General features: G+C 57.9%; 26 protein-coding genes. 17 read left to right on the forward strand and 9 right to left on the reverse strand.

The genetic code is table 11. From position 1 onward, the window contains the following. The first annotated feature begins 112 nt into the window (after positions 1-112). The 3 genes from CAMM_RS00880 (at position 113) to CAMM_RS00890 (ending at position 1,985) form a co-directional block, all read left to right on the forward strand. Positions 113-613 carry a ferritin gene (locus CAMM_RS00880; RefSeq protein WP_003846574.1) on the forward strand — a complete coding sequence of 167 codons (501 nt, stop codon included), beginning with the start codon at positions 113-115 and terminating at the stop codon, positions 611-613. 178 nt (positions 614-791) lie between these two features. After that, positions 792-1,232 (forward strand): cytochrome C biogenesis protein, encoded by a 441-nt coding sequence (locus CAMM_RS00885; RefSeq protein WP_232051015.1) that lies wholly within the window; start codon positions 792-794, stop codon positions 1,230-1,232. 150 nt (positions 1,233-1,382) lie between these two features. Further along, positions 1,383-1,985 (forward strand): HAD family hydrolase, encoded by a 603-nt coding sequence (locus CAMM_RS00890; RefSeq protein WP_003846571.1) that lies wholly within the window; start codon positions 1,383-1,385, stop codon positions 1,983-1,985. Here the strand turns inward: CAMM_RS00890 and CAMM_RS00895 are convergent. Next, positions 1,982-3,124 carry an ROK family transcriptional regulator gene (locus tag CAMM_RS00895; RefSeq protein ID WP_040355024.1) on the reverse strand — a complete coding sequence of 381 codons (1,143 nt, stop codon included), beginning with the start codon at positions 3,122-3,124 and terminating at the stop codon, positions 1,982-1,984. The genes CAMM_RS00890 and CAMM_RS00895 overlap by 4 nt on opposite strands. A gap of 146 nt (positions 3,125-3,270) precedes the next feature. Then, positions 3,271-4,011: an SIR2 family NAD-dependent protein deacylase gene (locus tag CAMM_RS00900; protein ID WP_003846567.1), complete on the reverse strand. Its 741-nt coding sequence runs from the start codon at positions 4,009-4,011 to the stop codon at positions 3,271-3,273. A 26-nt stretch (positions 4,012-4,037) separates the two neighbouring features. Between CAMM_RS00900 and CAMM_RS00905 the strand changes: the two genes are divergently transcribed. Continuing rightward, on the forward strand, positions 4,038-4,601 hold the full coding sequence (locus CAMM_RS00905; protein WP_040355052.1) for an LOG family protein: 564 nt from the start codon (positions 4,038-4,040) through the stop codon (positions 4,599-4,601). 65 nt (positions 4,602-4,666) lie between these two features. Next, positions 4,667-6,328, forward strand: a complete 1,662-nt coding sequence (locus CAMM_RS00910) for a DUF885 domain-containing protein (RefSeq protein WP_003846563.1) — start codon at positions 4,667-4,669, stop codon at positions 6,326-6,328. An 11-nt stretch (positions 6,329-6,339) separates the two neighbouring features. On the opposite strand, the gene CAMM_RS00915 is transcribed toward CAMM_RS00910, so the two are convergent. Then, on the reverse strand, positions 6,340-7,386 hold the full coding sequence (locus CAMM_RS00915; RefSeq protein ID WP_003846561.1) for an AbrB family transcriptional regulator: 1,047 nt from the start codon (positions 7,384-7,386) through the stop codon (positions 6,340-6,342). An 85-nt stretch (positions 7,387-7,471) separates the two neighbouring features. On the opposite strand from CAMM_RS00915, the gene CAMM_RS00920 reads away from it, so the two are divergent. Beyond that, a complete protein-coding gene (locus tag CAMM_RS00920) occupies positions 7,472-8,242 on the forward strand; it encodes a TSUP family transporter (protein WP_003846559.1) in 771 nt (256 codons plus the stop codon). Positions 8,243-8,256: 14 nt separating this feature from the next. Here the strand turns inward: CAMM_RS00920 and CAMM_RS00925 are convergent, their stop codons facing one another. The 3 genes from CAMM_RS00925 to CAMM_RS00935 all read right to left on the reverse strand — a co-directional run bounded on the left by CAMM_RS00925 (position 8,257) and on the right by CAMM_RS00935 (position 12,445). Further along, positions 8,257-9,348, reverse strand: coding sequence for an HNH endonuclease signature motif containing protein (locus CAMM_RS00925; protein WP_075761507.1), 1,092 nt, complete (start codon positions 9,346-9,348; stop codon positions 8,257-8,259). Positions 9,349-9,455: 107 nt separating this feature from the next. After that, a complete protein-coding gene (locus tag CAMM_RS00930; RefSeq protein ID WP_003849827.1) occupies positions 9,456-11,804 on the reverse strand; it encodes an ATP-dependent RNA helicase in 2,349 nt (782 codons plus the stop codon). Then, entirely contained in the window at positions 11,801-12,445 is a 645-nt protein-coding gene (locus tag CAMM_RS00935) for a sugar O-acetyltransferase (RefSeq protein ID WP_003849825.1), read from the reverse strand. Before CAMM_RS00935 ends, CAMM_RS00930 begins: the two co-directional genes overlap by 4 nt. A gap of 36 nt (positions 12,446-12,481) precedes the next feature. Between CAMM_RS00935 and CAMM_RS00940 the strand changes: the two genes are divergently transcribed. The 6 genes from CAMM_RS00940 to CAMM_RS00965 all read left to right on the forward strand — a co-directional run bounded on the left by CAMM_RS00940 (position 12,482) and on the right by CAMM_RS00965 (position 15,833). After that, a complete protein-coding gene (locus CAMM_RS00940) occupies positions 12,482-13,162 on the forward strand; it encodes an alpha-ketoglutarate-dependent dioxygenase AlkB family protein (RefSeq protein ID WP_040356407.1) in 681 nt (226 codons plus the stop codon). Between the two features lie 84 nt (positions 13,163-13,246). After that, on the forward strand, positions 13,247-13,966 hold the full coding sequence (locus CAMM_RS00945; protein ID WP_003849821.1) for an SDR family oxidoreductase: 720 nt from the start codon (positions 13,247-13,249) through the stop codon (positions 13,964-13,966). Positions 13,967-13,996: 30 nt separating this feature from the next. Further along, positions 13,997-14,326 (forward strand): YbjQ family protein, encoded by a 330-nt coding sequence (locus tag CAMM_RS00950; RefSeq protein ID WP_040356485.1) that lies wholly within the window; start codon positions 13,997-13,999, stop codon positions 14,324-14,326. Between the two features lie 3 nt (positions 14,327-14,329). After that, complete coding sequence (locus CAMM_RS00955; protein ID WP_003849817.1) at positions 14,330-14,641, forward strand: MGMT family protein; 312 nt, start codon at positions 14,330-14,332, stop codon at positions 14,639-14,641. A gap of 55 nt (positions 14,642-14,696) precedes the next feature. Next, positions 14,697-14,987, forward strand: coding sequence for an RNA-binding S4 domain-containing protein (locus CAMM_RS00960; protein ID WP_003849816.1), 291 nt, complete (start codon positions 14,697-14,699; stop codon positions 14,985-14,987). A gap of 3 nt (positions 14,988-14,990) precedes the next feature. Then, complete coding sequence (locus CAMM_RS00965; protein WP_003849814.1) at positions 14,991-15,833, forward strand: VOC family protein; 843 nt, start codon at positions 14,991-14,993, stop codon at positions 15,831-15,833. Here CAMM_RS00965 and CAMM_RS00970 read toward each other — a convergent pair. The 3 genes from CAMM_RS00970 to CAMM_RS00980 are packed head-to-tail and all read right to left on the reverse strand — an operon-like array spanning position 15,742 to position 18,728. Beyond that, positions 15,742-16,719, reverse strand: a complete 978-nt coding sequence (locus tag CAMM_RS00970; RefSeq protein WP_003849813.1) for a PrsW family intramembrane metalloprotease — start codon at positions 16,717-16,719, stop codon at positions 15,742-15,744. The genes CAMM_RS00965 and CAMM_RS00970 overlap by 92 nt on opposite strands. Next, entirely contained in the window at positions 16,716-17,279 is a 564-nt protein-coding gene (locus CAMM_RS00975) for a hypothetical protein (RefSeq protein WP_003849812.1), read from the reverse strand. The genes CAMM_RS00970 and CAMM_RS00975 overlap by 4 nt, the downstream gene beginning before the upstream one ends. A gap of 27 nt (positions 17,280-17,306) precedes the next feature. Beyond that, on the reverse strand, positions 17,307-18,728 hold the full coding sequence (locus tag CAMM_RS00980) for a Na+/H+ antiporter NhaC family protein (RefSeq protein ID WP_232051016.1): 1,422 nt from the start codon (positions 18,726-18,728) through the stop codon (positions 17,307-17,309). A 327-nt stretch (positions 18,729-19,055) separates the two neighbouring features. Here CAMM_RS00980 and CAMM_RS00985 point away from each other — a divergent pair, with 327 nt between their 5' ends. The 5 genes from CAMM_RS00985 to CAMM_RS01005 all read left to right on the forward strand — a co-directional run bounded on the left by CAMM_RS00985 (position 19,056) and on the right by CAMM_RS01005 (position 24,911). Beyond that, positions 19,056-20,999, forward strand: a complete 1,944-nt coding sequence (locus CAMM_RS00985; protein ID WP_003849809.1) for a M13 family metallopeptidase — start codon at positions 19,056-19,058, stop codon at positions 20,997-20,999. A gap of 21 nt (positions 21,000-21,020) precedes the next feature. Next, a complete protein-coding gene (locus tag CAMM_RS00990) occupies positions 21,021-21,923 on the forward strand; it encodes an alpha/beta hydrolase (protein WP_003849807.1) in 903 nt (300 codons plus the stop codon). A gap of 222 nt (positions 21,924-22,145) precedes the next feature. Next, entirely contained in the window at positions 22,146-23,351 is a 1,206-nt protein-coding gene (locus tag CAMM_RS00995; RefSeq protein ID WP_232051017.1) for an ABC transporter substrate-binding protein, read from the forward strand. After that, positions 23,348-24,130: an ABC transporter permease gene (locus CAMM_RS01000; RefSeq protein ID WP_003849803.1), complete on the forward strand. Its 783-nt coding sequence runs from the start codon at positions 23,348-23,350 to the stop codon at positions 24,128-24,130. Before CAMM_RS00995 ends, CAMM_RS01000 begins: the two co-directional genes overlap by 4 nt. Continuing rightward, positions 24,123-24,911 (forward strand): ABC transporter ATP-binding protein, encoded by a 789-nt coding sequence (locus CAMM_RS01005; protein ID WP_003849801.1) that lies wholly within the window; start codon positions 24,123-24,125, stop codon positions 24,909-24,911. The genes CAMM_RS01000 and CAMM_RS01005 overlap by 8 nt, the downstream gene beginning before the upstream one ends. Positions 24,912-24,976: the final 65 nt, after the last annotated feature.

Consider the following 24,976-nt stretch of genomic DNA (forward strand, 5'->3'; position numbering starts at 1 on the left):
GAAGCTGCGCGGTAGGTACCGAAGGCTAACGGTTTTCTGTGCACGCTTTTAGTACCTGCAACACTCGCATTTTGAAGAGTATGACGTAGAAGTACGAAGGAAGAGGAAAATCATGAATGAGAAGCTCGTTACCGCAATTAATAACCAGGTCACCAATGAGCACCAGGCTGCAATGATCTACACCCAGCTGGGCTACGAAATGGATGACCTGTCCTTTACCGGCATGCGTGACTGGTTTATGGCGCAGGCAGAAGAAGAACGCGTGCACGCGCAGAAGTTCTCTGATCACTTGCTCGCTCGCGGATACCGCGTCGAGCTCGGTGATATCACCATGCCATCCATCAAGGCAGCCACCCCATTGGACGCTTTTGAGACGGCACTTGCTCACGAGCAGAAGGTTTCCGAAGACATCCGCGAAATCGTTCGTATCGCTGATGAGGTCAAGGACCTTGATTCCCGCTCCTTGCTCAACTGGTTCATGAATGAGCAGATCGAGGAAGAGGACACCGTTTCCGAAATCATCGACCAGGTCAAGCTGGTTGGCAATGACGGTGCTGGCTTGCTGCGCATCGACCGCGGTTTGGCGTCTCGCCAGCCTGCTATCGATGCATAAAATGCGTCGCAGGTAGCCGCTCGCACCATGTCTTGCGCATGGGCGGGCGGCATCGCTATGTAAATATCGAGGTAAATAGCCACTTTTTAGTGAAGTAGGTCATTCGGGAAATAACATCTCGGTATATTTCCGCGAATTTTCTTTCATTCTGACTATGACAAGTGGCAGAATACTTGCTATGTCACCAAAGCAAAAGATCGCGTTGTGCGCATTCCTGATCAGTTTAGGGTTTGCCATGATGTGTGGAGTCACCCTGATGGCTACGCAAGTAGCCTTAGGGACTTTTCTTTTCGCGTTCGCCCTCATGCTTGCCCCGCTGGCCGCAATTTTCATGTTGCTGGTCAGCTGGTACATGAACGTGGGCACTATTTCTAGAGCCCTGTTTGGGTTAAGCGGAACCTTGGTTATGGCGTCTATGGCTTTTGCCATTTTCACTCCCTTTGGCACGCTGCCTGGAATTAGCATTCCTGTCTTTATGGCAGGTACCGCGGTTGGGGTAGGGGCTGTGTTATTGGTCAGCCCCTATGCCAGGTTGGAAGGTCCCTTCAAGGTGCTGCAACCAAAATCTGGCTCCTCGGCTGAGCTATCCAACACTAGTCATTTAGTGGGCAGCCGATAACCACTATTTATGCTGACCGCGCAGAAGAGATTCTGCGCGGTCAGCATTGTTTTTATGTCACGGATTCGGGCAGCAAACACAGCTTTGGTGATAAATCATTAAACTGGGTCAGCGTAGTTGGCACAGGCAAGGACTGGTTAGAATCTAAACATGAGTACGCGAGTGTTATTTGACCTCTACGGGGTCTTTCTCACGCGGGGAGTAGAGGACTCTCTGCTCCAAATCACGGACGTGGTAAACGCCGACGCTGCTCAACAATTCCGCCAGACGTACTTGGAACTGCGCCCCGAATTAGAAGCGGGAAATATCAGTGATGAACGCTGGTGGCAGCAGCTAGCCCAGCGCTCCGGCGTGCACAACGGCGAAATCTCCGAAATTGCCCGGGCTCTAGATTCCACCTTTGAGCTCAACCTGCAGGGGCTCGAGATGGCGACCACGGTCATCGATGCCGGATACGTTACCGGCATCTTCGCCAACATCTCACCCGGGATGGCCCAGCTCGCCCGCGAGCGTTTCGCGTGGCTGGAAGATTTCGCCGCGGTTATCTTCAGCTGCGATATCGGCGTGTGCAAGCCAGACCCGGCAGCTTATGAAGTCGCCGCAGAATCTTTAGGCGCCCCGGTGAAAGACACCATCTACTTCGGTTCGAATGAAGTATTTGTCGCTGCAGCCAGCAATTTAGGCATGCAGGCGTTTATGTACCGCTCGCCGCAGCAAGTCTTCGACGTGCTCGACGGCCGCAACGGACATTAACTGCGCACAGACGCGGTGCTGGGCTGCAGTGACAGTGGCACGCGCAGTAGCGGATCCAAGGCGACGGCACGCGCAATCGCACGGACAATCTCCCGGTGAGTGGGGATCAGGCGCAGCTGCGCATCAGTGTTGTGCTGGCGAAGCGAGGACGCGAACAGCTTCGCTGCATGCGGATCATCAATAAAGGCAGAACCGGCGAGCACCACGGTGACCGGGTTGTGTTCGGTGACCAAGTCGGCTGCGATGGATGCCAGCAAATGGGCACGTTCATCTAAAATGCCGCGCGCCGTCTCATTATCTTCGGCGATAGTGGCGGCTTCGGCCAGGGTGCTGGCGGAAATCTCACGCGCTGCGAGGGCATCCAATACGGCTTGGGTGGCAACGTTGTCTTCCGATGCGGAATCGTGCAGGTTCAGCAGCTCAGAGGAAATCCGCGGCAAGGGCACCAACTGGGTGACACCTGCTTCGGTGGACAACGCTGCGCCCGTGGAGTCATCGGCGAAAAGAACTAAGACCTTACCCGTTTGATTCAAATCCGCGCTTTGGGTCTCAGAGCCCAAAATGGCAGGAATCGCAGAAGAGACCACCACGGGAACATTAAATTGGTAGCGCAAGCGCGCAGCAATATCGACGCCTTCCCACCCCAGGTTGGCAGCCCAGACTAACCCGTCTTCATCGACGTTGCCCGATGTCGTAACACCCACGGACACCAGCGTGCGGGAAATTCCCGTGGTCAAGCGGTTAACGCCAGCCATGATGTGCTCAATGAAATCAGATTCACTCAAACGCGCCACGGGAGTGGAGATATCGTCTTCGCGCAGCGTGCGACCCATGGTGTCAAAAAGCGCGATGTGCGTGCGGGAGGTACCGATGGCAATGCCGGCCAGAATCCACTTATTATCGGCTACTTCTAAGGGAACGGTAGGCCGCCCCCGGCCGCGCGTGCGGGTGAGGTCGGTGCGCTCCTGCACCAAGCCGGCTTCTAATAACGCTGCAGTAGCGCGGGTAATCGTCGGCTGAGACAGTCCAGTGGCCTCCACTAATTCACTGCGCGTGATGATCGGGTTAAGCCGCACCAAATGTAAGCAACGCGCAGCAGGGGTTTGTGGAGGCGAAAATACTGAACCGGGCTTAATCATGACGTTATATTAACCTGCATAGACCGCATTGTCTAATACTCTCAACCGAGCTGTCTACAGAAATTCACGATTTGCCCATTCAACAGGAAGAATGCGTGAGGAGTCATCAATAGACTAAGCGGTTCGAAATGCCTTCCTATTTCAGCTTATTTCAGGATTGCAGGCAGCGCCGCTGCCGCGGTATCTTCAATCCACACCGTTGCTAAATCTGTTAAATCACTGCGGTGCGGGGATACCTCAATAATGGGGGTGCCCGCCCGGTGCGCGATGCTTGGCAGTCCCGCCGCCGGCCAGACCGAGCCCGAAGTCCCGACGATGACCACCACATCCGCCGCCCGCATATTCTCTTCCGCCTTCTCCCACTGATCTTGCGGCAGTGATTCTCCAAACCACACCACGCCGGGGCGAATGAGCCCGCCACATTCTTCACAGTGCGGTGGGCGCAGCCGGCTAACCGGCTTACTCGGTAGCTCAATGTGGTGGGGGTAGGGAAGGTGGCAGGAGGAGCATCGAAAAGCGACAAGCGAACCGTGCAAGTGTGCAACGTCGCTGCACCCTGAGCGCTCATGCAGGTCATCGATGTTTTGGGTGGTAACAGACACCTGCGATGACCGTTGCGCGAGTGAGCCAATGGCTAGGTGGCCAGCGTGCGGCTGCGACTGATGCGCGAGGTGAGCACGCCACAAATACCAGGCCCACATAGGCTCAGGGTCCCGCTGCCACGCTTCAATCGATGCCATGTCCTGCGGATTTACTTTCTGCCACAGGCCCGTTTGGGCATCCCGGAAAGTGTCCAAGCCGGAGTCAGCGGACATGCCGGCGCCAGTGAAAAAGTGCACGTGGGAGGCTGCATGAATGATCTCACGTGCTGTAGCCACGGTATCCATGGGTTTAAGCTTATATGCTGAAAGACATGAAGTCAGTCGCTGTTTATTGTGGATCCACACTTGGAAACTCCCCGCGCTTTGAGCAAGCTGCCCAGCAAGTGGGCGCTGAACTGGCGCGTCGCGGACTGCGCATGGTCTATGGCGGCGGCAACGTTGGCCTTATGGGCACGGTGGCAGATGCAGCGGTGGCAGCCGGCGGCGAGGTGGTAGGTGTAATTCCTCGCCAATTAATTGATAGAGAAATGGCGCACGCCGGGCTGACGGAGCTCGAGGTTGTAGACACCATGGCGCAGCGCAAAACACGCATGGAAGAGCTTGCCGATGCCTTCCTGTGCCTGCCCGGCGGCGTTGGCACCTTGGAAGAATTGGTGGAGGTGTTGACCATGCAGCAATTAGGGCACGTCCACGGGCCGGTGGGATTGGTCAATGTCGATGGGTTTTGGCAGCCTTTCCTGCAGACTTTGCAGTCGATGGCGGCGTGCGGTTTTGTTCAGCAGCGCTACATTGATGCCATAGCGTTATCTTCCGATCCGGCCGAAATTTTGGATGAATTCGCTGGTTGGACCCCGATTGGTGCGAAATGGGCGTAAACTAGACACGCCGCGCTATTGTTTGGGTGTGCAACCACCTTTATTGAAAGATAGACTTTGCAGTCATGAGTTCTGAGCATCAACCAGCTCGCGAGCCATCCTTGCTGGATGCCTCCTGCGATAACTTTCTTGCAGACCTTGCGAAGCTAACCCCCACCGATGCCACCGAGTGGGGCATTGAAGGCTACGAAGGGGAGCTGCAAGATTTCTCCCCGGATTACTTCACCGCCGTCGCCGACCGTACCCGCGAGATGGTCGCTGACTTGGACGCACTGGATGACAGTACTGATGAGTCGGACGACGATGATGATTTTGACGACGTCGATTACGTCACCGCCGAAGTCCTGCGCGATCGCCTGTGCTTGGAGCTGGATTTGCACCACCACGGCGAAGATATCCGCAATCTCAATAATATTGCCTCGCCCGTGCAGACTATTCGCGATAGTTTGCTGCTGATGCCGCATGAGACGGCGGAGGAAAAAGACGCGATTCGTTCGCGCTTGTCCAAGGTGAGCGCTTCGCTGCAGGGATATCGTGAGTCCTTGGTCGAAGCCGCTAACCAGGGCATGGTTCCACCAACCAGGCAGATCAATGAAGTCATTGGCCAATGCAATGCGCTTGCCGATGCTTCCTCGATGCTCGATGGGCTCGGCCTTGAAGAAGACAATGCCGAGGTCGAAAGCGCCAAGGCCGCCTTCGATGAGTTCTCGGCGTGGTTATCTGCCGAGTTGCAGCCTTCTTCTGCCAATGAAGATGCCGTTGGTCGCGAGCGCTACGCACGTTTTTCCAAGCTTTTTGTGGGTGATGCCGTCGATCTCGATGAGGCTTATGAATGGGGCTTGCACCGCCTGCAGGAAATTCATGCGGAGCAAATCAAGATTGCCCAGGAATTGTATGGTCCGAGCACCTCGTTGCGTACTGCGGTGCGCAAGCTCAATGCCGATGAGCGCTACCAGCTGCACGGCACAGATGCGCTGGTGGAGTGGATGCAAACTGTTGCCGATAAGGTCATCGCGGATCTTAACGGCACCTATTTTGATATCCCCGAGCAAATCCAAACCATCGAGTGCAAGATTGACCCAGCCGGTACCGGCGGCATTTTCTACACGCAGCCGACGGAAGACTTCTCCCGTCCGGGCCGCATGTGGTGGTCCGTCCCGGCAGGACAAGAAATCTTCCACACGTGGCAGGAGCTGACCACCGTCCACCATGAGGGCGCACCGGGACACCACCTGCAAATTGGTACGGCGTTGATGGAGCCGAACCTGAACTCGTGGCGTCGCAATGCCTGCTGGAATTCCGGCCACGGCGAGGGCTGGGCGCTTTACGGGGAGCAGCTTATGGCCGAGCTCGGTTACTTGGACGATCCCGGTTTCCGCATGGGCCTGCTGGATTCGCAGCGTCTGCGTGCCGCGCGCGTGGTTGTTGATATCGGACTGCACCTGGGCAAAAAGATGCCCGATGGCTCTGGCATTTGGGACAAGGCGCACATGAAGTCCTTCATGCGTGAAAACACCGCTATGGACGATGCCAACCTGGCCTTTGAAGTCAACCGCTACCTGGGCTGGCCCGGCCAGGCACCAAGTTATGCGATTGGCGAGCGGTTGTGGGAAAAGACCCGCGACGATGCCGTCGCCCAAGGCTTAAGCCCCCGCGAGTTCCACTCCCAGGCGCTGGCCTTAGGTTCGATCCCCATGTCGATTTTGCGCGAGACCATCCTGGACTAACGTCACTCGGTCTAAGAGCGGCGTTTGAAGAGGAAATTCAAAATCTGGGGCAGGTAGGCCGCGACGGTGAGTACCAGAATCAGGCGGATTATCTGCAAAGAGACCACCACGGGGCCTGCTCCGCCTTCGGAGGATAGCGCGAGGACCGTTTCCAGCGCGCCGGGGCTGGTGGCCAGGTAGGACTCGAAATAGGTGATATCAAAAATCGCCATCACCGGTATCGCCAGCAGCGCGCACACGGCCAAGACCAGGCCAATCAGGCCAAAGGTAGCCGGAAGTTGGCGCGCGAAGTGCTTTAAGGTGGGCAAATCCAACCCGCCGCCGCAGACCCAGCCGATGGAGATAAACGCCATAATGCGAAAGATCTCCAGCGGCTGCAAGGTGATGTCATCCGGCAACAAGAACGACACCAGTACGGTCAGAACGACTGGCCCCATCACCGATGCCACGGGGATGCGGAGCTTTTTGCCCAAAGGCTCGCCGAAGGCAGCAATCGCTATAACGATGAGCAGCACCCACCACGTGGTACTGGCTTGAATCGACGCGTTGTCGGAGCCGGATGGCTGCGCCATGAAGGTAACCAGCAGCGGCAAACTGACCGAAACACACAATAAGCGCAGGTACTGGGTCAGGGCGACGTAGCGGTAGTCGGCGCCGAGGGCATCGGCAAGCGGGGGCATCATCGATGCACCACCTGGTAGCAGCGATAACACGCCGGTTTCGCGGGTAATGGCGCCGTGTTGCATCTTGTAGAGCAAAAGCCCGCCCGCCATGCAAAAGGCCACGGACACCAGGCCGACGATGATACCCACGGGCAAGTACTGCACCAGCTGGCTCGCTGGGGTTATGGTCAACGGCACCGCCGCCATGACGCCGATGAAACCGCGAGAGAGACCGTAGAAATTCTTATTGACGGGCATATCGCGTTGGGAAATCAAAGCGACAGAACCGGAGGCCACAATCGCGGCCAAAATCCACGAGGCAGGAACGTTGAGCCAATCAAAAAGCAATCCCAGCAGGATGGATGCCGGGACTACTATTAACCAGCGGAGATCCATGTGCCTGCTTTCAGAAATAAAATTAGAGTGTATTTAAATGCAATAACTAAGGGTTACTAGGTTAGCACCGGTTTATAGTTATGCCATGGAGCTAGAGCTTGCGCAGTGGGCGCTACTTATCGGTGGCGCGGCGGTGGCCGGATGGGTCGATGCCGTAATCGGCGGCGGTGGATTGGTGCTCATTCCGCTCATCATGGCCGTGGTGCCCGGCATTGCCCCGGCCACGGCGTTGGCCACAAACAAGCTGGCCGCGGTATCGGGTACGGCATCGGCCGCCTTTACGCTGATGCGCACCGTGAAACCACCGATGAAAGAAACGCTGAAGCTCGCCGCCATCGCGGGCGTGGCTTCGGCAACCGGCGCCTTGGCGGCCACGGTGATTCAAGAAGAGTTCATGCGCCCGCTGATTATCGTGCTGCTGGTGGCAGTCGGGATCTTCGTGGCCTTCAAACCGAATTTCGGCACCGGTACCTCCGATGGAGTACGCGGTGGCTGGCGTACCTGGGCGGCGCTGGCGGCGGTTGCCGGCATTGGCTTTTACGATGGAATCTTCGGACCTGGCACCGGCATGTTCCTCATCATGAGCTTTACCGCCATCTTTTCGCAGAACTTCATCAAATCCGCCGCGATGGCCAAAGTAGTCAACACCGCCACCAACCTCGGCGGTCTCGCCACTTTCATTATCGGCGGCCACGTCTGGTGGACCCTGGGAATTGCGTTAGCGATCGCCAATATCGCCGGCGCCCAACTCGGCGCCCGCACCGTGCTTGGCGGCGGTACTAAACTAGTCCGCTACGCACTGCTTACCCTCGTCGTCGTAATGTCCGTCAACCTCGCCTGGCAGCAGTGGTTTTAAAGCGCTGAGCCAGCTTATTTTATGAGGTCCATTGCTCCCATGTTGCTGAGGTGGTGTGTGTTGCCGAGTAGTTTTCCGCCTGGGGTAATGAGGCGGACTTGGCCGCGGTGGCGTTGTATTCGTCCGCGTCTTCGTTTTGTCGGATCATCGTCGTTGACGCCGTTGTGATAGCGGCACAGCATCGTCAGGTTGGAGGGTGTGGTGTGTCCGCCGTTTTTGTGGGCGTCGATGTGGTGTACCTGGCACCTATCGGCCGGCACGTTGCAGTCTGGCCAGGGGCAGACAAGGTTTTCTGCGGTGGCCACGATGCGCTGTTTCAACGAGGCGAACCGCGCTTCATACAGGTTGACGGGGCCAGCAGTCGGGTGAAATAGTCCAGCGTAGAGGTTCTCACCCAGTGCACCGGATAGTGCGGCGTTGATAAGTTCTGCCCCGGTCATGGTGGTGCCATCGGAGAGTCCGACGATGACGTCGTCTCCAGAACCGCATGATACTTTCGCGAAATCATCCACGCCAATGGCAATCACGGTGCGGTATTCCGGGCGCAGCACGCCGCCGCTGCCGTCGACTCGTTTCCAAAATGCTTCCAGCAGTGCTGTGGAGCGGGGTTGGTCCGTGGTGTCGGTGGCGTCGAGGGTTTTCTCAAAATCCGTAATGCGTCGTTGGGTATCGGTCACGCTAATCGTGCGCATGCCGCTTGCAGCGCGGCCGATGCGAACCCCGGGTTCTTTCGGCTTCTCGCCGATTTCTTCTTTGACGCGTTGTGCGCCATAGGCATCGGCTTCTTCGAAGCTGCCTTGATGCGCGATGAGTTCGGCGCGCAGTTTCCACGCAGCACCACGCTTCTTCAGCTTCTTGGCGTGCTTGTTTACCATTAACAAATGCTCCACGCTTAATTCGCGCTGTTCGGCCAGGGCGACCGACTCGCGTTGCAGGCGGGGTGAGTCGGCGGGGCCAAAAAGGACATCGGCAAGCGTGGCGTACTGCTTCGCTGTTGACAGCGCGATGCCGGAGCTTGCCACATCGTACGGCGAGCGCTCAGCGATGGCTCGCAGCAGCCCGATGCCGTGGCTGTTTAAAAGCACGAATGCTTGGAAAATGTCCATGGCCCCTACGCTAAGCGGCACGATATGACGGGCGCGAGGGAAGCATCGACAAGCTGTGGATAACCGTGCTGACACGTCAACGAATGCGGCAAGTTATCCACAGATTCCTACATCCGGTTCTTGGTGCGCGCGGTGGCTTGCGCCGTCCAGGGGTCTTCTGGCCACGGATGTTTGGGATAGCGGCCGCGCATATCGGCGCGCACGCCGGTATAGGGCCCGGACCAAAAGCTTTTGAGGTCATCGGTGACTGCCAGCGGTCGACCCGCGGGGGAGAGTAAGTGAAACTGCACGCGCACCCCGGCGCATTCGGGAGATTCCGCCAGGCCAAAGCATTCTTGGAGTTTCACCCGCACCACCGGCCGCCCGGTGGAGTAATCAATCCGCGGCTGCGAACCAGACGGCACCGACAGGCGTGCGGGTGCGAGTTCATCCATGGCATTTGCCTCCGGCCAGGGCAACAGCCGTTGTAAGGCTTGATGCATATCGATGCTTTTGGGCGCCATCCCATGCGCCATGGAGTTTAGCTCCGGGCCCAGCCAGTATTCGGGGTCGGCGGATTCCACATCGGGCCAGGGTTCACCGAGTTGGGCGTGCAAGAAATTCATGCGCTCGCGCAGGGCTTGCGCCTTGTCCGAGAAGGTAAAAAGGGATAGGCCGTGGGTGCGGATGCCATCGGCAAGCGCGGCGGCAGCCTGATCTGGTGCAACCTTGACCGGGGTACTTGATAGCTCGATGGCACCTGCGCGTTTGATGGCGCGGCCTTGTACCTTGCCACCTTTCATCGTGGCGGTAATAGTTTCTTCGACCCCGATGATGCTGGTGGCGTCGTGCTCGGTGATCGTCGCAGCGGCGCGGATGACCGAACCTGCCTTGCCCATGCCTGCTTGGGCGACGGTGACCTCTGCGATAGCTAACCACTCGCTGGCTGGAATGGCACTTCCCGGCGGCAGCCAGGCGCGGGTGCCGGAGGCCAGCAGGTACTCGGCATCGGTGACCTTTTTTCCAATGCGCATGGGAAAAGCCAATCCCGTAATCACACCGGGATCACTACTACCTGAGCCCTGGGACACTAGGCGCTGCAGGCGCTTGACTTCGCGCTGCGGCGGCTGCGCGGTGGCAATATTGCCCGCCGGCGAATCCGACAACACCGCGATGGTGGACGCCGCGCGCGGACCGCACTCCAGCAGCGCCCGGCCTAAGCGCGGATGCAGCGGCAGCTGCGAAAGGCGCGTGCCCAACTCGGTGATGGTGCCATCTTGCATCGCACCAATATCTTCTAGCGCATCGTGAGCCTGCGCCCACGCATTATGCGGTGGCTTATCCGGCAGCGGGAAGTCGGCGCCGCCACCCCAGGCGGCAATCATCAAGGCGGCCTCGGTGAGATCGGACGTCGCAATCTCCGGGGTGATATGCGCGGCGGCATGCTGATAATCCGACTGCGCATAGGCGCGAATCACGGTGCCGGGACCTTCACGCCCGGCGCGACCCGCGCGCTGATCCACGGTGGATTGCGCTGCAGACACGGTGACCAAACCAGTCATGCCGCGGGCAGCATCACGGCGCGGAACGCGCGAGAGCCCCGAATCCACCACGGCGCGCACTCCAGGCACAGTCAGCGAGGATTCCGCGATGGAGGTAGAGACAATAATGCGCGGGGAGGCAGAAGGGCTCAGCGCCTGGTCTTGGTCGGCGGAAGTCAGCCGGCCGTGCAGCGGCAGTGCGCCAGGAATCTGCGCGCAGACATGTTCAACCTCGCGCACTCCGGGCACAAAGACCAGCACGGAATGCCCGGTTGTCTCTCGCGCTTGCACAGCTTGCTGCGCCAGGTGGTTAAGAAATTCCCGCGTGCATCCGGCACGGCCCGGATGCGGGCGGTAGTGTGTATCCAGCGGGTAGGTCACCGCCGGGGTGGCGAGCACGGACGCATTCATCAGCTCGGCAAAGCGCTGGGCATCTAAGGTCGCGGACATGGCAACGAGCGAGAGGTCATCGCGAAGCTCAGCGAGCTCAAGCAACATCGCGAGCACGATATCGGTATCCAGCTGGCGCTCATGCACCTCATCGATCGCAACCGCGCCGACACCGGGCAGCTCCGGGTCATTGAGCAGCCTGCGCAGCAACACCCCCGGGGTCATAAACTCCACATGAGTGCCCGGATGGTGTTCCCCGCGGATGTTAAAACCAACCTTTTGCCCAACACGGCTGCCATCAAGCTGCGCTAACCGCCGCGCAGCAGCACGCACCGCCACGCGCCGGGGCGCGGTGACAAGGACTTTGCCGCGGCCATGCCCCAAGTAGTTCGCCAGCGCCGGCGGCAACAGAGTGGTCTTACCGGTGCCAGGCGGGGCGTGCACCACCAACCGGCCTGTGGTAGACAACAGCCCAGGCAGCCGGTCGATATCGCCGGCAACAGGCAGGCCTTGACCGAGGGCCGCAAGAGAAAAAGGCGCGGTCATTGAACCGGCCCCGCACACTCGTCGCGCTCCAGCGGCTGGGAGCCATCCAGGGTGCGCACTACCTTGCCGGGAGAACCCAGCACCAGGCTATTATCAGGGATATCACGGGTGACCAGCGTGCCAGCGCCGATCACGCATTGCTTTCCGATGCTTACCCCCGGCAACACCGTCACATTCGCGCCCAGCCAGGTGTTGTCCCCAATAGCAATGGGTTTCGCCTGCTCCCAGCCCTCGCGGCGCATCTGGTGGTCAGCGACCGGGTGGCCCACGGTAATCAAGGAGCAGTTTGGGCCGATCATGACGTCATCGCCAAGCGTGATGGGAGCTTGGGCCAAAATAGTGGCGTTGAAATTGATAAAGACGCGCTCGCCGCAGCGCAGGTTGCAGCCGAATTCGATATTGACCGGCGCATGAATCATGGTGGCACCGGAATCGGGGTGAATCATTTCCGCAATAAGGCGACGGGCTTTATCGGGATCGGTATTGCTGGCATCGTTAAGCTGCTTGGCGAGCTCAAACCCGCGGGCATGCTCTGTGGCTGTGCCTGGGCGGCCGGGCATATACCACTGACCGGAGGTCATTGCCTCCCACGTGCCATAGTCATCCAGGTGGGATCGCTGGTCGAATTCGCTCATGGACATATTGTCTCAAATCCCCGCGCAACTAGGATGGGGGCCATGTTGTTTCATGACATTGGGCGCAACCCCACCAAGATTAAGCCGGGTGTTGCGCATGTCCCTGGCTGGTTGGATGTGCCTACCCAGCGGGGATTGGTGGAGCAGCTTCGCGATGAAGCCCGGATCATGGCCGGCACGCCCATGGCGATGCGCAAGCCGATACTCAAATCCGGCGGGCAAATGAGCACATTTACGCTGCACCTGGGGCATCACTGGGATCATCAAGGCTATCGGTATGTGGACCGCATCGGGGGTACCAGCGTGCGCCCGGTGCCTGAGAACCTGCTGGAGCTTGCCCACCGGGGTTTGCGCGCCGCAGCGGAAGTCGCTGAGGAATTACAGCCGTGGATCGCGGGCTTTGGCCCCGATATGGCGCTGGTGAATTTCTACCCGCCGGGTGCGACGATGGGCATGCACCAAGATGCCTATGAAACAACGCTGGCCCCGATTGTGTCTTTATCCATCGGCGATGAAGCCGTCTTTCGCCTGGGTAGTACCGAACACCGCAATAAACCCTGGGACGATATCGCGCTGCTATCCGGTGACCTCATTGTCTTCGGCGGGCCCAACCGCCAAGCCTTCCACGGCGTTCCCGAAACCCGCCCCGGCACCCTCGATGAAGCCTGCGGGCTGAAAGAAGGCCGGATTAATATCACCTTCCGGCAGGTCTATCCGCGGTAGTACACGATCCCTGGAGCCCTAGAATTGTGAATTTAACTAGAATCTGCGCTGTGGCAGGGGTCTCAGTGGCCTAGGGTGGTGTGCATGAGTATCCCAGAGAATCAAAAAGTTGCAGTAGTAACAGGTGCATCGTCAGGCATTGGCGCGGCGAGTGCGCGTTTGCTTGCCGATGATGGCTGGCACGTTGTGGTTGCGGCGCGCCGCAAAGACAAGCTGGAGGCGCTGGCTGAGGAAATCGGCGGCACCGCAATCGAGCTGGATGTGACCAAGCAAGAATCCGTAGATGCTTTTGCTCAGCAGCTGCCGCGCGTTGACCTTTTGGTCAATAACGCCGGTGGCGCCAAGGGCTTGGAACCGCTGGTCGATACCGCGATTGATGACTGGAACTGGATGTATGAGACCAATGTTTTGGGCACCGTACGTTTGATTCAGGCATTGATTAAGAAAATTGAGGCAGCGCCGGATAATTCCGGCCTGATCATCAATATGAGCTCGGTCGCCGCCTGGGGCGTGTATGCGGGCGGCTCCGGCTACAACGCGGCGAAGCACGGCGTGCGCGTAATCTCTCGCGCGCTGCGCTTGGAAAATCACAATATTCGCACCACTGAACTTATTCCGGGCCGCGTGGCCACGGACTTTTCCCTGGTGCGTTTCGAAGGCGATGAGGATCGCGCCAAGGCCGTCTACGACGGTCAGCTCAACCTCGTTGCCGAAGATGTTGCAGAAGCTGTGCGGTGGGTAGCGTCGTTGCCGTCGCACGTGAACATCGACAAGCTAGAAATCCGTCCTCGCACCCAAAGCTAATTCCGACCTGGGCGCTGTATGCTGGGGGCCATGATTTTTACTACCACCCACAATGTTGAAGGCCGCGAGATTGACTCCTACATCCGCATCATCGCGGGTGAAACAGTCACTGGTATTAACTTCCTCAAAGACATCGGGGCGTCGTTTCGTTCCTTTACCGGTGGGCGTTCCGCCGGTTATGAGGAAGAAGCGGTTCGCGCGCGCGAATCTGCGCTGAATGAACTGTGGAACCGTGGCCAGGAAATTGGTGCGGATGCCGTCGTGGGAATCTCTTTTGATTATTCTCCGATGGGCGCGTCCAATGACATGCTGATGGTCACCGTCATGGGCACGGCGGTCAAGCTCAAGCCTCTGCAGTAGCTCATGTCGACACCACCTGAGCCAGCCCAGCGGGTTTTAGCACTCGCTGGGCTGATTCCGCCGGGCAATGTCTCCACCTATGGGGAAGTGGGCAAAGCCGCCGGTGTTTCTGCGCGCCAAGTGGGCTCGGTAATGCGGCAGTGGGGATCGCAGGTGCCGTGGTGGCGGGTCATCAAAGCCGATGGCACTTCCCACGATTATGAGCGTGCGAAAGCGAAATGGGAAGCCGAAGGGCTTGTCCTGCGCGGTCGGGCCGTCCGGATGGATTTGTGCGGGTTGGATCACCGCGATTTAGAAAATCTTGCGCGGAAATAGTTAGCTTCCTCCACCGAAGCTGTGAATACTGCAGTCAGCTGTAAACTAAGTGCTTATGAGCGACATCGAAGTACCTATCACGGGTGAGTCCATCAAACTGGGCCAGTTTATTAAGCTGGCCAGCCTCGTCGCCACCGGTGGCGAAGCAAAAACTGCGATTGCCGAAGGTGCAGTCACCGTCAACGGCGAGGTAGATACCCGCCGCGGCGCGAGCTTACGCGCAGGTGACAAGGTGTGCGTTGGCACGATGTGCGCTGTTGTCGCGGAAGCAGATGACGATGATGACTACTTCGATGAAGCCACGGCCGACGATGATTTTGATCCTGAAAAGTGGAGGAACCTCTAAACCATGCCCGCATTTATGTCTGAAGTAGGCATGCCCTACTGGATTGATCTCACCACTTCGAACCCGGAAAAGTCCGCAGAGTTTTACCGCCGGGTACTCGGGTGGGAAGTGACCGCTGAGACTGATGAATACCGCATCGGTCGCATGCAGGGTCTTCCCATCGGTGGCTTTATCCCGCAGCCGGTGGATTCCACCATGCCTGATACCTGGGTGACCTACTTCCGCGCCGGCAACTTGGACAAGGAATGCCAGCGTGCGGAAGAACTGGGAGGTCGCGTGCTTTCTGGTCCGCAGCAGGTAGAGCTGGGGCAGATGGCATTGCTTACCGATGCCGCCGGTGCCCTTTTTGGACTCATTGAACCCACCAACACCGAACAATTCGTTGCTGCCGGCGAACCAGGTCTGCCCGTGTGGCATGAGCTGACCGCGACCGATGGTTTTGCCAAGGCGCTCGATTTTTATGGCGAGCTGTTTAATTGGGAGATCCGCACCCAGTCGATTACCGGCTCCGGCCCGGTTGATGAAGCTGATTATGCGACCGCGGAAGAAGAAGGCGCACCTTTTGCCGGGATTTGGAATGCCAAGGGCAAGTTCCCGCCGCAGGTAGGTGGCTTTTGGCAGACTTACCTGGGCGTTCGCAATATGGAAGAGGCCGTGAAAGCTGCGGTGGACTGCGGGGGCGAAGTTATTCGTGAGCCGTGGCTGTCGACGTTCGGGCTGATGGCTTTGGTGGCAGACTCGACCGGCGCGACCATTACCTTGACTGAGGTTGAGGACGCTCCCGAAGATGACGCGACGGAAGCTGATGACCTTCTTGGCTTGGACGTGGAGTTTCCGGAGCAATAACTAAGGCTTTCGCTACGCTTGCCCCTGCAGGATGTTGTCGCAAGGATGCTGCGGGGGTATAGCTGTGCCCTAAATCAGCCCGGAACAGCCGCGTGCTGTGAATGCACAGGCGGGCGAAGACAAAGTACATGATCGCCATGATGACGATGATTTTGATGACCATCGGGGTCATGGCCACCAAGTCATAATTCCACGCGAAGTGAATGCCAAAGGCCACCAGCCACCAGCCTACGACCGTGCGCACGCGCCACCAGCGCGATTGATCCGCGGTGAACAGTGCGCGGCCGATGCCCCAACCAGCAATCGCGGTGCAGATAATGTGCACGCCTGGACCGGCGAGAACGCGCAGCGCCCAGGATTGCCAGAATCCGGCCCAGTCCGAGTCTTGGTGCATTTGCGCACCACCAGCGCCGTATAAAACATTTTCTACGGTTTCAAAACCCAAGCCGATCACCGCGCCCACCAGCAACCCATGCCACGGGCGCGAAAGTTGGGTAAATGCCAGGCAGATGACTAAGACACCGAGTGTCTTTACTATCTCTTCCGGGTACGCCCCGCCCCAAGAGGCGGCCGATGCACGACTGGAGGTATAGGCAAAAATGGCCATGACCGGGGTGCCGATGGGAAGAGTCATGGCAATGGAGACCCCGCCGCCCCATAAGAGTGCGGCATACAGCCACAACCGTGATTGACCGGGGCGTGTGCGCGGCCAAAACGGCAAGCGCGAGAGCAAGAAGATCACGATGGCAAAATACACCGCAGACAAGACCATGCTTAAAGCACCGAGGCCAGGTGACATCAGCAGCGCCGTTAAAAACATAAAGGCGCTCACGCACGCGCCAACAACCATGCTGATGATGGTGAGAATGTAGAAAATCTTACTCATGCGGCCACCTTCATGTCCTTCGGCAAATCCACCGGCAGGGGTTCGGGCCGGAAGCTATTCCAAATCTGATGGGCCAGTGGTGCCAGCTTATCTGGTGCTCCTTGCAGCAAAATCTGGAACTCCTCGCCGTCATGCTCTGGTGTTTGGTTGCGGATATTCATCGCCACCATGTTGTAGTGCGGCAGCACCATCACGCCGGCATGGCCGACGTGGACAATGGGCTCACGCGGAAGCGGCGCGAGCGTATTCGCGCGCACGGCACGGCGTAGGGAATGGTCAGAGTCTTGGGGCTCGTTGACCCAATTGACTTGAACGGTGACATTGTTGCACACGTAGGCATCGACAAGCATGTTTTCCGGATCCCACTGGCACTCGACGCCCTCGATGGGCCGTTCCCACTCGGTCTCCGCCGTGGTGATCACCAGCGGTTCTGTGGCTTTGGGCTGTTGCGAGACCACGGATAAAACAATGACTGGCGCCGCGATAGCTAGTGCTACAACGACGCAGAGCAGCGCAAAGTATTTCCCCGTCTTTGCCGGCTGAAATCGGTATGATGCCATAGTTTCCAGGTTACAAGCCCGGGTGGTTTACGCTTCAGCGGCAACCTCAGCCACGGTGGATTTATTGAGTGATTTCAACACCACCGCGATAACGCCCAGGGCCACAATCATGCTGATAAAGCCAATGATGGCAGAGGTGGTGATGGCAAACAGCACATATCCAACTAGGGCGGCGGCCGCGCCTACGAATGCATAGGGCAACTGCGTATTGACGTGAGTGCCCACGGAACAGCCCGCGCCGGTAGATGACAAAATGGTGGTATCGGAAATAGGGGAGGAGTGATCGCCCCAAACCGCGCCAGCTAGCACCGCGCCGAAGGCGGGAATCAATAAAGTGCCATCCGGAGACGCCGCGTTCATGATCTCACCTGCCAAGGGAAGCAAGATTCCAAAAGAACCCCACGAGGTACCGGTGGCAAAAGCCATGCCCCCGGCCACGAGGAAGAGAATCGGTACCAACCACACCGCGGAAACGGACAAGCTAGTCACGAGACTGGCGAAGTACTCACCGGTGCCCAGCTGGCCAATGAGTGAGCCGAGCATCCACGCCAAGAGCAAAATATAGATAGCTGGCAGCATGGACTTGGCGCCATCGAGCGAGCCGCGGGTAATGACGCTGGCGCTAAATTGTGGGTCATTGCGCGTGTAGCGAATGCAGTAGGCAAGACCCACGAGAAGGCCTGCCACGCCCCCGATATTGAGCGAGGCCGCGACATCCGCATTGGCCATGACCTCTAAGACGCCCCAGGAGCCAGCGGCCAATCCGCCGGTGATGTACATGCCGCCGATGACTCCTATGACCAGCACCACGAAGGGAATGGCCAAGGCTTGGATGGTGCCGCGGTCATGGGTGGGTAGGGCCTCAGTAATTTGTCCGGGAACTTCGTCATTGTCCGCCATGACGCCGTGCCCGTGGGCGGCGCGTTGTTCTTCTTTGCGCATGGGACCGAAGTCCAGCTGCCAGATGACAACAACCCACAACAAAATAATCGCGGCAATGGCGTAGAAGTTCATCGCCGCGGAGCGTAGGAATACTTCCATCTCACTCATGGTCAGCGCAGAGGCCGCGAGGATCGGAGCCATGATGCCGATGATGGACGCGCCCCAGCTCGACAGCGGAACGAGAACGACGGTGGGGGCAGAACTGGAATCCACCAGGTAGGCAAGCTTTGCGCGCGAGACATTTTGTTGATCGGAAATAGGGCGCGAAATCTGGCCGACGGCCAAGGCGTTGAAGTAGTCATCAATGAAAATGACCATGCCCAAAATAGCGGTCAGAACCTGCGAGTCCCGGCGATTTTTCACACGCTTGCGCGCCCAATTAGAAAATGCTTTGGTGCCACCCGACATCAAGACGACCGCGGTTAGCGCGCCGAGTTCGAGCAAGAACGTCAGGATCAAAATGTTGTACCAATTGAGCTCACCCTCGACCCAGAACAGCTCAACCACGCCGGAAATAAGAAGTTTGAGACTCTCTAGCGGGTGAAAATTTGTGATCAGCAATATACTCAGCAGCGATCCCGAAAGTAAAGATATTAATACCTTGCGGGTGGCAATTACCATGATAATTGCTACTAGGGGCGGTAAAATTGTCAAGATTGGAATCGACTCGACCATCGTGGGGCTCCGATCAATTGAAAAATTCTAAGCAAGCATAATCTATTTTCATCAGATTGTCTCATCAGATGGACAGACGGGCGACACTAGGTCTAATTAGACATTCGGCGTAACCGAAAGTGCTGCCTTCGTGATGGGTTTTCGCATAATGTGGGCGGTATGACGCAACTCAATGATTTGTACCAATTTGTTAACGGACCTTGGCTAAAGTCCCACGTCATCCCCGATGACCGCGGTGTGGATGGCACCTTCCATAAACTGCGTGACCAGGCTGAAGAGCTCTCGCACGAGATTGTAAAAGAAGATACCGGTCGTGCCGGTACGGTCTACAACTCCTATATGGATACTGACGGCATTAATGGCGCTGGCATGGCGCCGCTCGATGCCGATTTAGATCGCCTCTCAGTGGCGGACATTAATGAGTTTGCCACCGTCATCGGTAAGCTCGAGCGCTTGGGCGTGAGCTCTCCTGTGACCTTCTGGGTGGAAAAGGACTCCGGCTCGGAAGATTGCGTTGCCTACATCATCCAGTCCGGCCTGGGGCTGCCTGATGAGGCCTACTACCGCGAAGAAGCACACGCCGATACCTTGGCGGCGTATCAAAAGCACGTGGAAGAGATGCTGGAATTCCTCGACCCTGCGCGTCTATTTGGCCTTGGTGCCCAGGTAGCTGCCGAGCGTATCGTCAACCTGGAAAAGAAGATTGCCGCTGGCCACTGGGACGTGGTGGCAACCCGTGACGCTGTGAAGACCTATAACCCCACGGAGTTTCAGGACCTGCCGGAAATTGTGCGCACCATTTTGACCGGCGGCGGACTGCCCGAGCACCGCGTGGTCAACATGATGCCGTCCTACCAGGAACATCTCGCGCAGCTGCTGACGGAAACCCAGCTCGCGGACTGGCAACTGTGGGCCACCTGGGCCATCCTGCGCGCTCGCGCCGGGGTTTTGCCTGAGGAAGTTGGCAAGAAGAACTTCGAGTTCTACGGCACCAAGCTCACCGGCGCTACCCAACAGCGTGACCGCTGGAAGCGTGCCTTGGGTCTCGCCGAAGGCATGGTCGGCCAGGAAATCGGCAAAATCTTCGTCGACCGGCACTTCCCTAAGTCCTCCAAGGCAGAAATGGATGAACTGGTGGAGTACCTGGTGCGCGCCTACCGCGAGCGCATTTCCGATCTTGCCTGGATGACACCTGAAACCCGTGAGCGAGCCTTGGAAAAGCTGGGCAAATTTAAAGCCAAGATTGGCTACCCAGATACCTGGCGTGATTACTCCGGTCTGGAATTTTCTGCCGCCGGTGCCGACTTGGTGGACAACCTGCGCAACGGCAATGCCTGGGCGCATGATTTTGAGCTCAACAAGATTGGCAAGCCCACCGACCGCGATGAATGGTTTAGCACCCCGCAGACCGTCAACGCTTTCTACAACCCAGTGGTCAATGACATCACTTTCCCCGCAGCAATCCTGCGCCCGCCGTTTTATAACCCCGAGGCAGACGCCGCAGAAAACTTCGGCGCCATCGGAGCCGTCATTGGCCACGAAATCGGCCACGGCTTTGATGACCAGGGCTCGCAGTATGACGGCGATGGCAACTTGAACTCCTGGTGGTCGGATGCCGACCGCTCGGCATTTGAGAACTTAACGTCCAAGCTGGTTGAGCAATTCGACGGCGAAGTGCCCTCCGTATTGAAGGAAGCCGGGATTGAATCCAACGGCGTCAACGGCGAATTTACCCTCGGTGAAAACATCGGTGACCTCGGCGGATTGGGCATTTCCGTGGTCGCCTACCGCATGTACTGCGAGGACAAGGGCTTGGATATCAACGGCCAAAAGGCCAAGTTCGACATCGAAGGCGGCTCAGAGGAGCTCGCCGCCGGGGAGTTCACCGGGCTACAAAGGTTGTTCTTGGCATGGGCTCGCGTGTGGCGCACCGCCATTCGTCCAGAGATGGCTAAGCAGTACTTAGCGATGGACCCTCACTCCCCAGCGGAGTTCCGCTGCAACCTGATTGCGGCCAATATCGCCGAATTCTACGAGGCATTCGACGTTGCAGAAGACGGGCCGATGTTCCTGGAGGAAAAAGACCGCGTCACCATCTGGTAGTGACCTAGTACTCTGAGGTGCATGACTGACACGGTAAATGATGGGGATAATCAGCAGTGGCACATCGGTGGCTATGACCACGCAATGAGCCAAGAGGATCAGCTCGAGCAGCTGTATTCACAGATCGAGGCTCATTTTCCCCTTCCTGATTTCACTCCACCCTGGAAAGGCGGCTTGGGCGATCCCACCGCGGCGGATAATTACAGCGCCAAGCTGACCGATCGCATCACCCAAGCAGCGATGATGGTGCTGGGCAGCGCGGTGGATCATTCCATGCCCGGGGTAGCATTTACCGAGGGCATTGATGTCTCCAATCCCAGCGAAGAGCTCACGCAATTCACGCCAGCCGAAACAACGTCTACAACGTGGATTGTGTCCTTCCACTCGGGCGGTTGGTGGCGGGGGTCTGGTGCGGCATTAGAAATGCAGTGGCAGCCGGAAGTTGCCGCTGTTGCGAACCTCGCTGGGGTGATGGCAGTTGATGTGGATTATCCACTCGCCCCGCAGCACACCGTCGCCGATATGGTGCGCTCCGGCCGCGCAGCCATTGAGTATGCGCGCAACAACGGCGCGGAAAAGATTGTGCTGTGGGGATATTCTTCCGGCGCTGCGCTGGCCGCATTGCTTATCGATGCCGCCGATGCCCTCATCCTCACCTATCCCGACTTCGCCGCGCTGGATGGCCTGCCAGACGACATTCGCGGCGAGGCAACCCTGCCGGATAGCACGTCGTGGCCGACGACCTATCTACAAACCGCCACGCACGACGAAGTTGTAGACGCCAGCAGCACCCGCGCGGTGGCCGCGGATGCTCCGGATATCACCTGGGCGGATTACGTCTCGCGTCACCGGATTTCGACACCAGAAGTAGCGCGGCAGCGCGTGCAGGATATCGCGGACCTCATTAAAAACTTGGCAGCATAGATAGACCGCACGGTTCAGAATCGGGAATATAAGACGATTCTGAACCGATATTATTCATTCGCAGAAACTCCGTTGAGGTGCGCATTCATTCGCTTTCTTGAGGCGCGTAATGGGGGAGTGTGGACACTGAGGGTGAGATTTACTAGTCTCGCTTGGTATTATCGTTGCAAGACAGACCAGTCTATTGATTGTTGAATAGTCGGTCTATTGCTTGGGATCCGAGTGAAAGATGCAGCACCAGTGCCACATGACCACAATCTTCACCGCCTCGACCGCAGGCGGTTTCTTCAGCTGGGCGCTTTAGCGACCGCTGGAGCCGCGGTCGCGGGTTTGGCTGGGTGTGCGCCAACATCCACCAAGGCACAACCAACAGAGAGCACTCCGTTAACCATTGGCTATGTGCCGATTGCGTGCTCCGCGCCGATTGCGATTGCCGATGCCCTGGGGCTTTTCGAAAAGCATGGCGCGAATGTCGTGTTGAAAAAGTTCTCCGGCTGGGCGGATCTGTGGACGGCTTATGCCACAGAGCAGCTCGATGTCGCACACATGCTCTCGCCCATGACTGTGGCCATTGACGCGGGCGTGACCAATGCGGCACGTCCCACGGAATTGTCCTTTACCCAAAACACCAATGGACAGGCCATTACGTTGGCGTCGAAGCACTATGGCTCGGTGACATCCGTGGAGGATTTCAAGGGCATGGTGCTGGGTATTCCTTTTGAGTACTCCGTGCATGCTTTGCTGTTGCGGGATTACTTGGCAGCTAATGGCGTAGACCCCATTGCCGATGTGGAGCTGCGCTTGCTGCGCCCAGCGGACATGGTCGCGCAGCTATCGGTGGAAGGCATCGATGGCTTTATCGGCCCAGAGCCTTTTAATGAACGTGCTATTCAAAACGGCTCTGGCAAAATCTGGTTGCAGACCAAGCAGCTATGGGATAAACATCCCTGCTGTTCTGTGGCGATGGCAAAAGAATGGAAAGCAGAACACGGTGACACCGCGCAGGCGGTCGTTGCCGCGCTAGAAGAGGCTGCGGACATCTTGAGTACCCCGGCGCAATTTGCATCGTCAGCGCGCACCTTGGGCCAAGAAAAATACCTCAACCAGCCTGCGGAATTGCTGGAAGGACCGTTTTCCGGGGTGTACCAAGACTGGCACGGCAACACGCACACGGATTTAGACCGCATGTCTTTTGGTGATCCCACAGATCCCGCCGCGATTGTCTGGATGGCCACGCAAATGGCCCGGTGGGGTTTGGGTGGCGAGACCTTGACCATGGATGATTCCAGCATCATCGCCGCCGCGCGCAGCGTGTTAGCGCCAGGCCTTGCACTATCGGGCGAGCACTTAAGCATCAATGGCGTGGATTTTGATCCATTTGCCCCTACCCGTGGATATGACCACATGGACTCGGTGATTTTTCGGTGAAAACTAAACCACAACCGCTTCACGCCATCATCATTGGCGTCGTGATGTTTCTGCTCACCATCGGCATTTGGCAATATGCTGCCCATGCTGGGTGGATTAGCGATATCGCGCCGACTCCAATCAATACCTTTCAGCGCGCGGTCGAGATTTTATCCGATCCCTTCTACCAAGATGGCCCCGCCAGCGTGGGCATCTTTTGGCATTTGCTCGCGAGTCTTCGACGCGTGCTTTTAGGTTTCCTGCTGGCCGCCGTTATCGCTTTGCCCGTCGGCTTTATCTTGGGCCGCAGCACCACGCTGCGCTGGGCTGTGGATCCAGTGGTGCAGATTCTGCGCCCGGTCTCCCCGCTGGCGTGGTTGCCGTTGGGGTTGGCGCTGTTGAAAGATGCAGAAAACACCGCAGTCTTTGTCATCTTGCTGTCCGCACTGTGGCCGATTCTCATCAACACCATTGACGCGGTCCGCAGCGTGAACCCGACCTATATCAACCTCGCGGACACCATCGGCACTAACTGGTGGTCGCGCATCATCTACATCTGGCTGCCGGCGTCCTTGCCCGGCATTATTACCGGACTTCGCTTGTCCTTATCTACCGCGTGGCTGGTCATCGTTGCCGCGGAGATGCTCATCGGTGGCCGCGGCGTGGGCTTTTTCGTGTGGAATGCATGGAACCGCCTAGATATTGACGCCATTGTCGTGGCCATTTTCATCATCGGTATCGCAGGCCTTGTCCTTGACCATCTCGTCGGCGCATTGCAGAAAGTAGTTCGCTATGACTAAAACGCTCAATACCACCTCCACAGATGCCTCAGTCGAGCTTGATTCCATCACCAAGTCCTATGGTTCGACCACGATCATTGGTGATACCAGCATCAATATCCATGACGGTGAATTTGTCGCCCTGCTGGGTCCTTCTGGCTGCGGCAAGTCCACCATTTTGAAGATGATTGCGGGCTTGGCTGAACCGTCTACCGGAATCGTGAGCACTGGGCACAAGCAAGTCCAGGGGCCAGGGCCTGATCGCGGCATGGTTTTCCAGGATCACGCGTTGTTGCCGTGGATGACCGCGCGCGGCAATATTGATTTCGGGTTGCGCTCTGCTCGTCCTGGTTTGAGCAAGTCCGAGCGCGCGGAGATTACCAAGACCCACTTGGAGCAAGTAGGGCTTTCCGATGCCGCCGAACGCCGCCCCGCCCGCCTTTCCGGCGGCATGCAGCAGCGCGTGGGCATCGCGCGCGCCTTTGCCATCGACCCGCCGATCATGCTTCTCGATGAACCCTTCGGCGCCCTTGATGCCCTTACCCGCCGCGAGCTGCAACTGCAATTGCTCAATATCTGGGAAGCATCGCAGCGTACCGTCGTGATGGTCACCCACGACGTCGATGAAGCCATCTTGCTATCCGATCGCGTGCTCGTGATGTCTAAAAGCCCCGAGTCCACCATCATCGCCGACATCGACGTCGACCTGCCACGCCCGCGCCACGAGGCCAGCGAAGACCCGGCCGTAGAAGCTAGGACCGCGGAGCTGCGCAGAGAAATGCTGCACCTGCTCGAGCACTAGTCCTGTTTCGACATCTCATCTCGTCTACCCTGAAGAAGGCAACTATTGGTGCAACCGGCAGGGGA

Origin of the sequence: Corynebacterium ammoniagenes DSM 20306 (assembly GCF_001941425.1) — a bacterium.
Taxonomy (GTDB): domain Bacteria; phylum Actinomycetota; class Actinomycetes; order Mycobacteriales; family Mycobacteriaceae; genus Corynebacterium; species Corynebacterium ammoniagenes.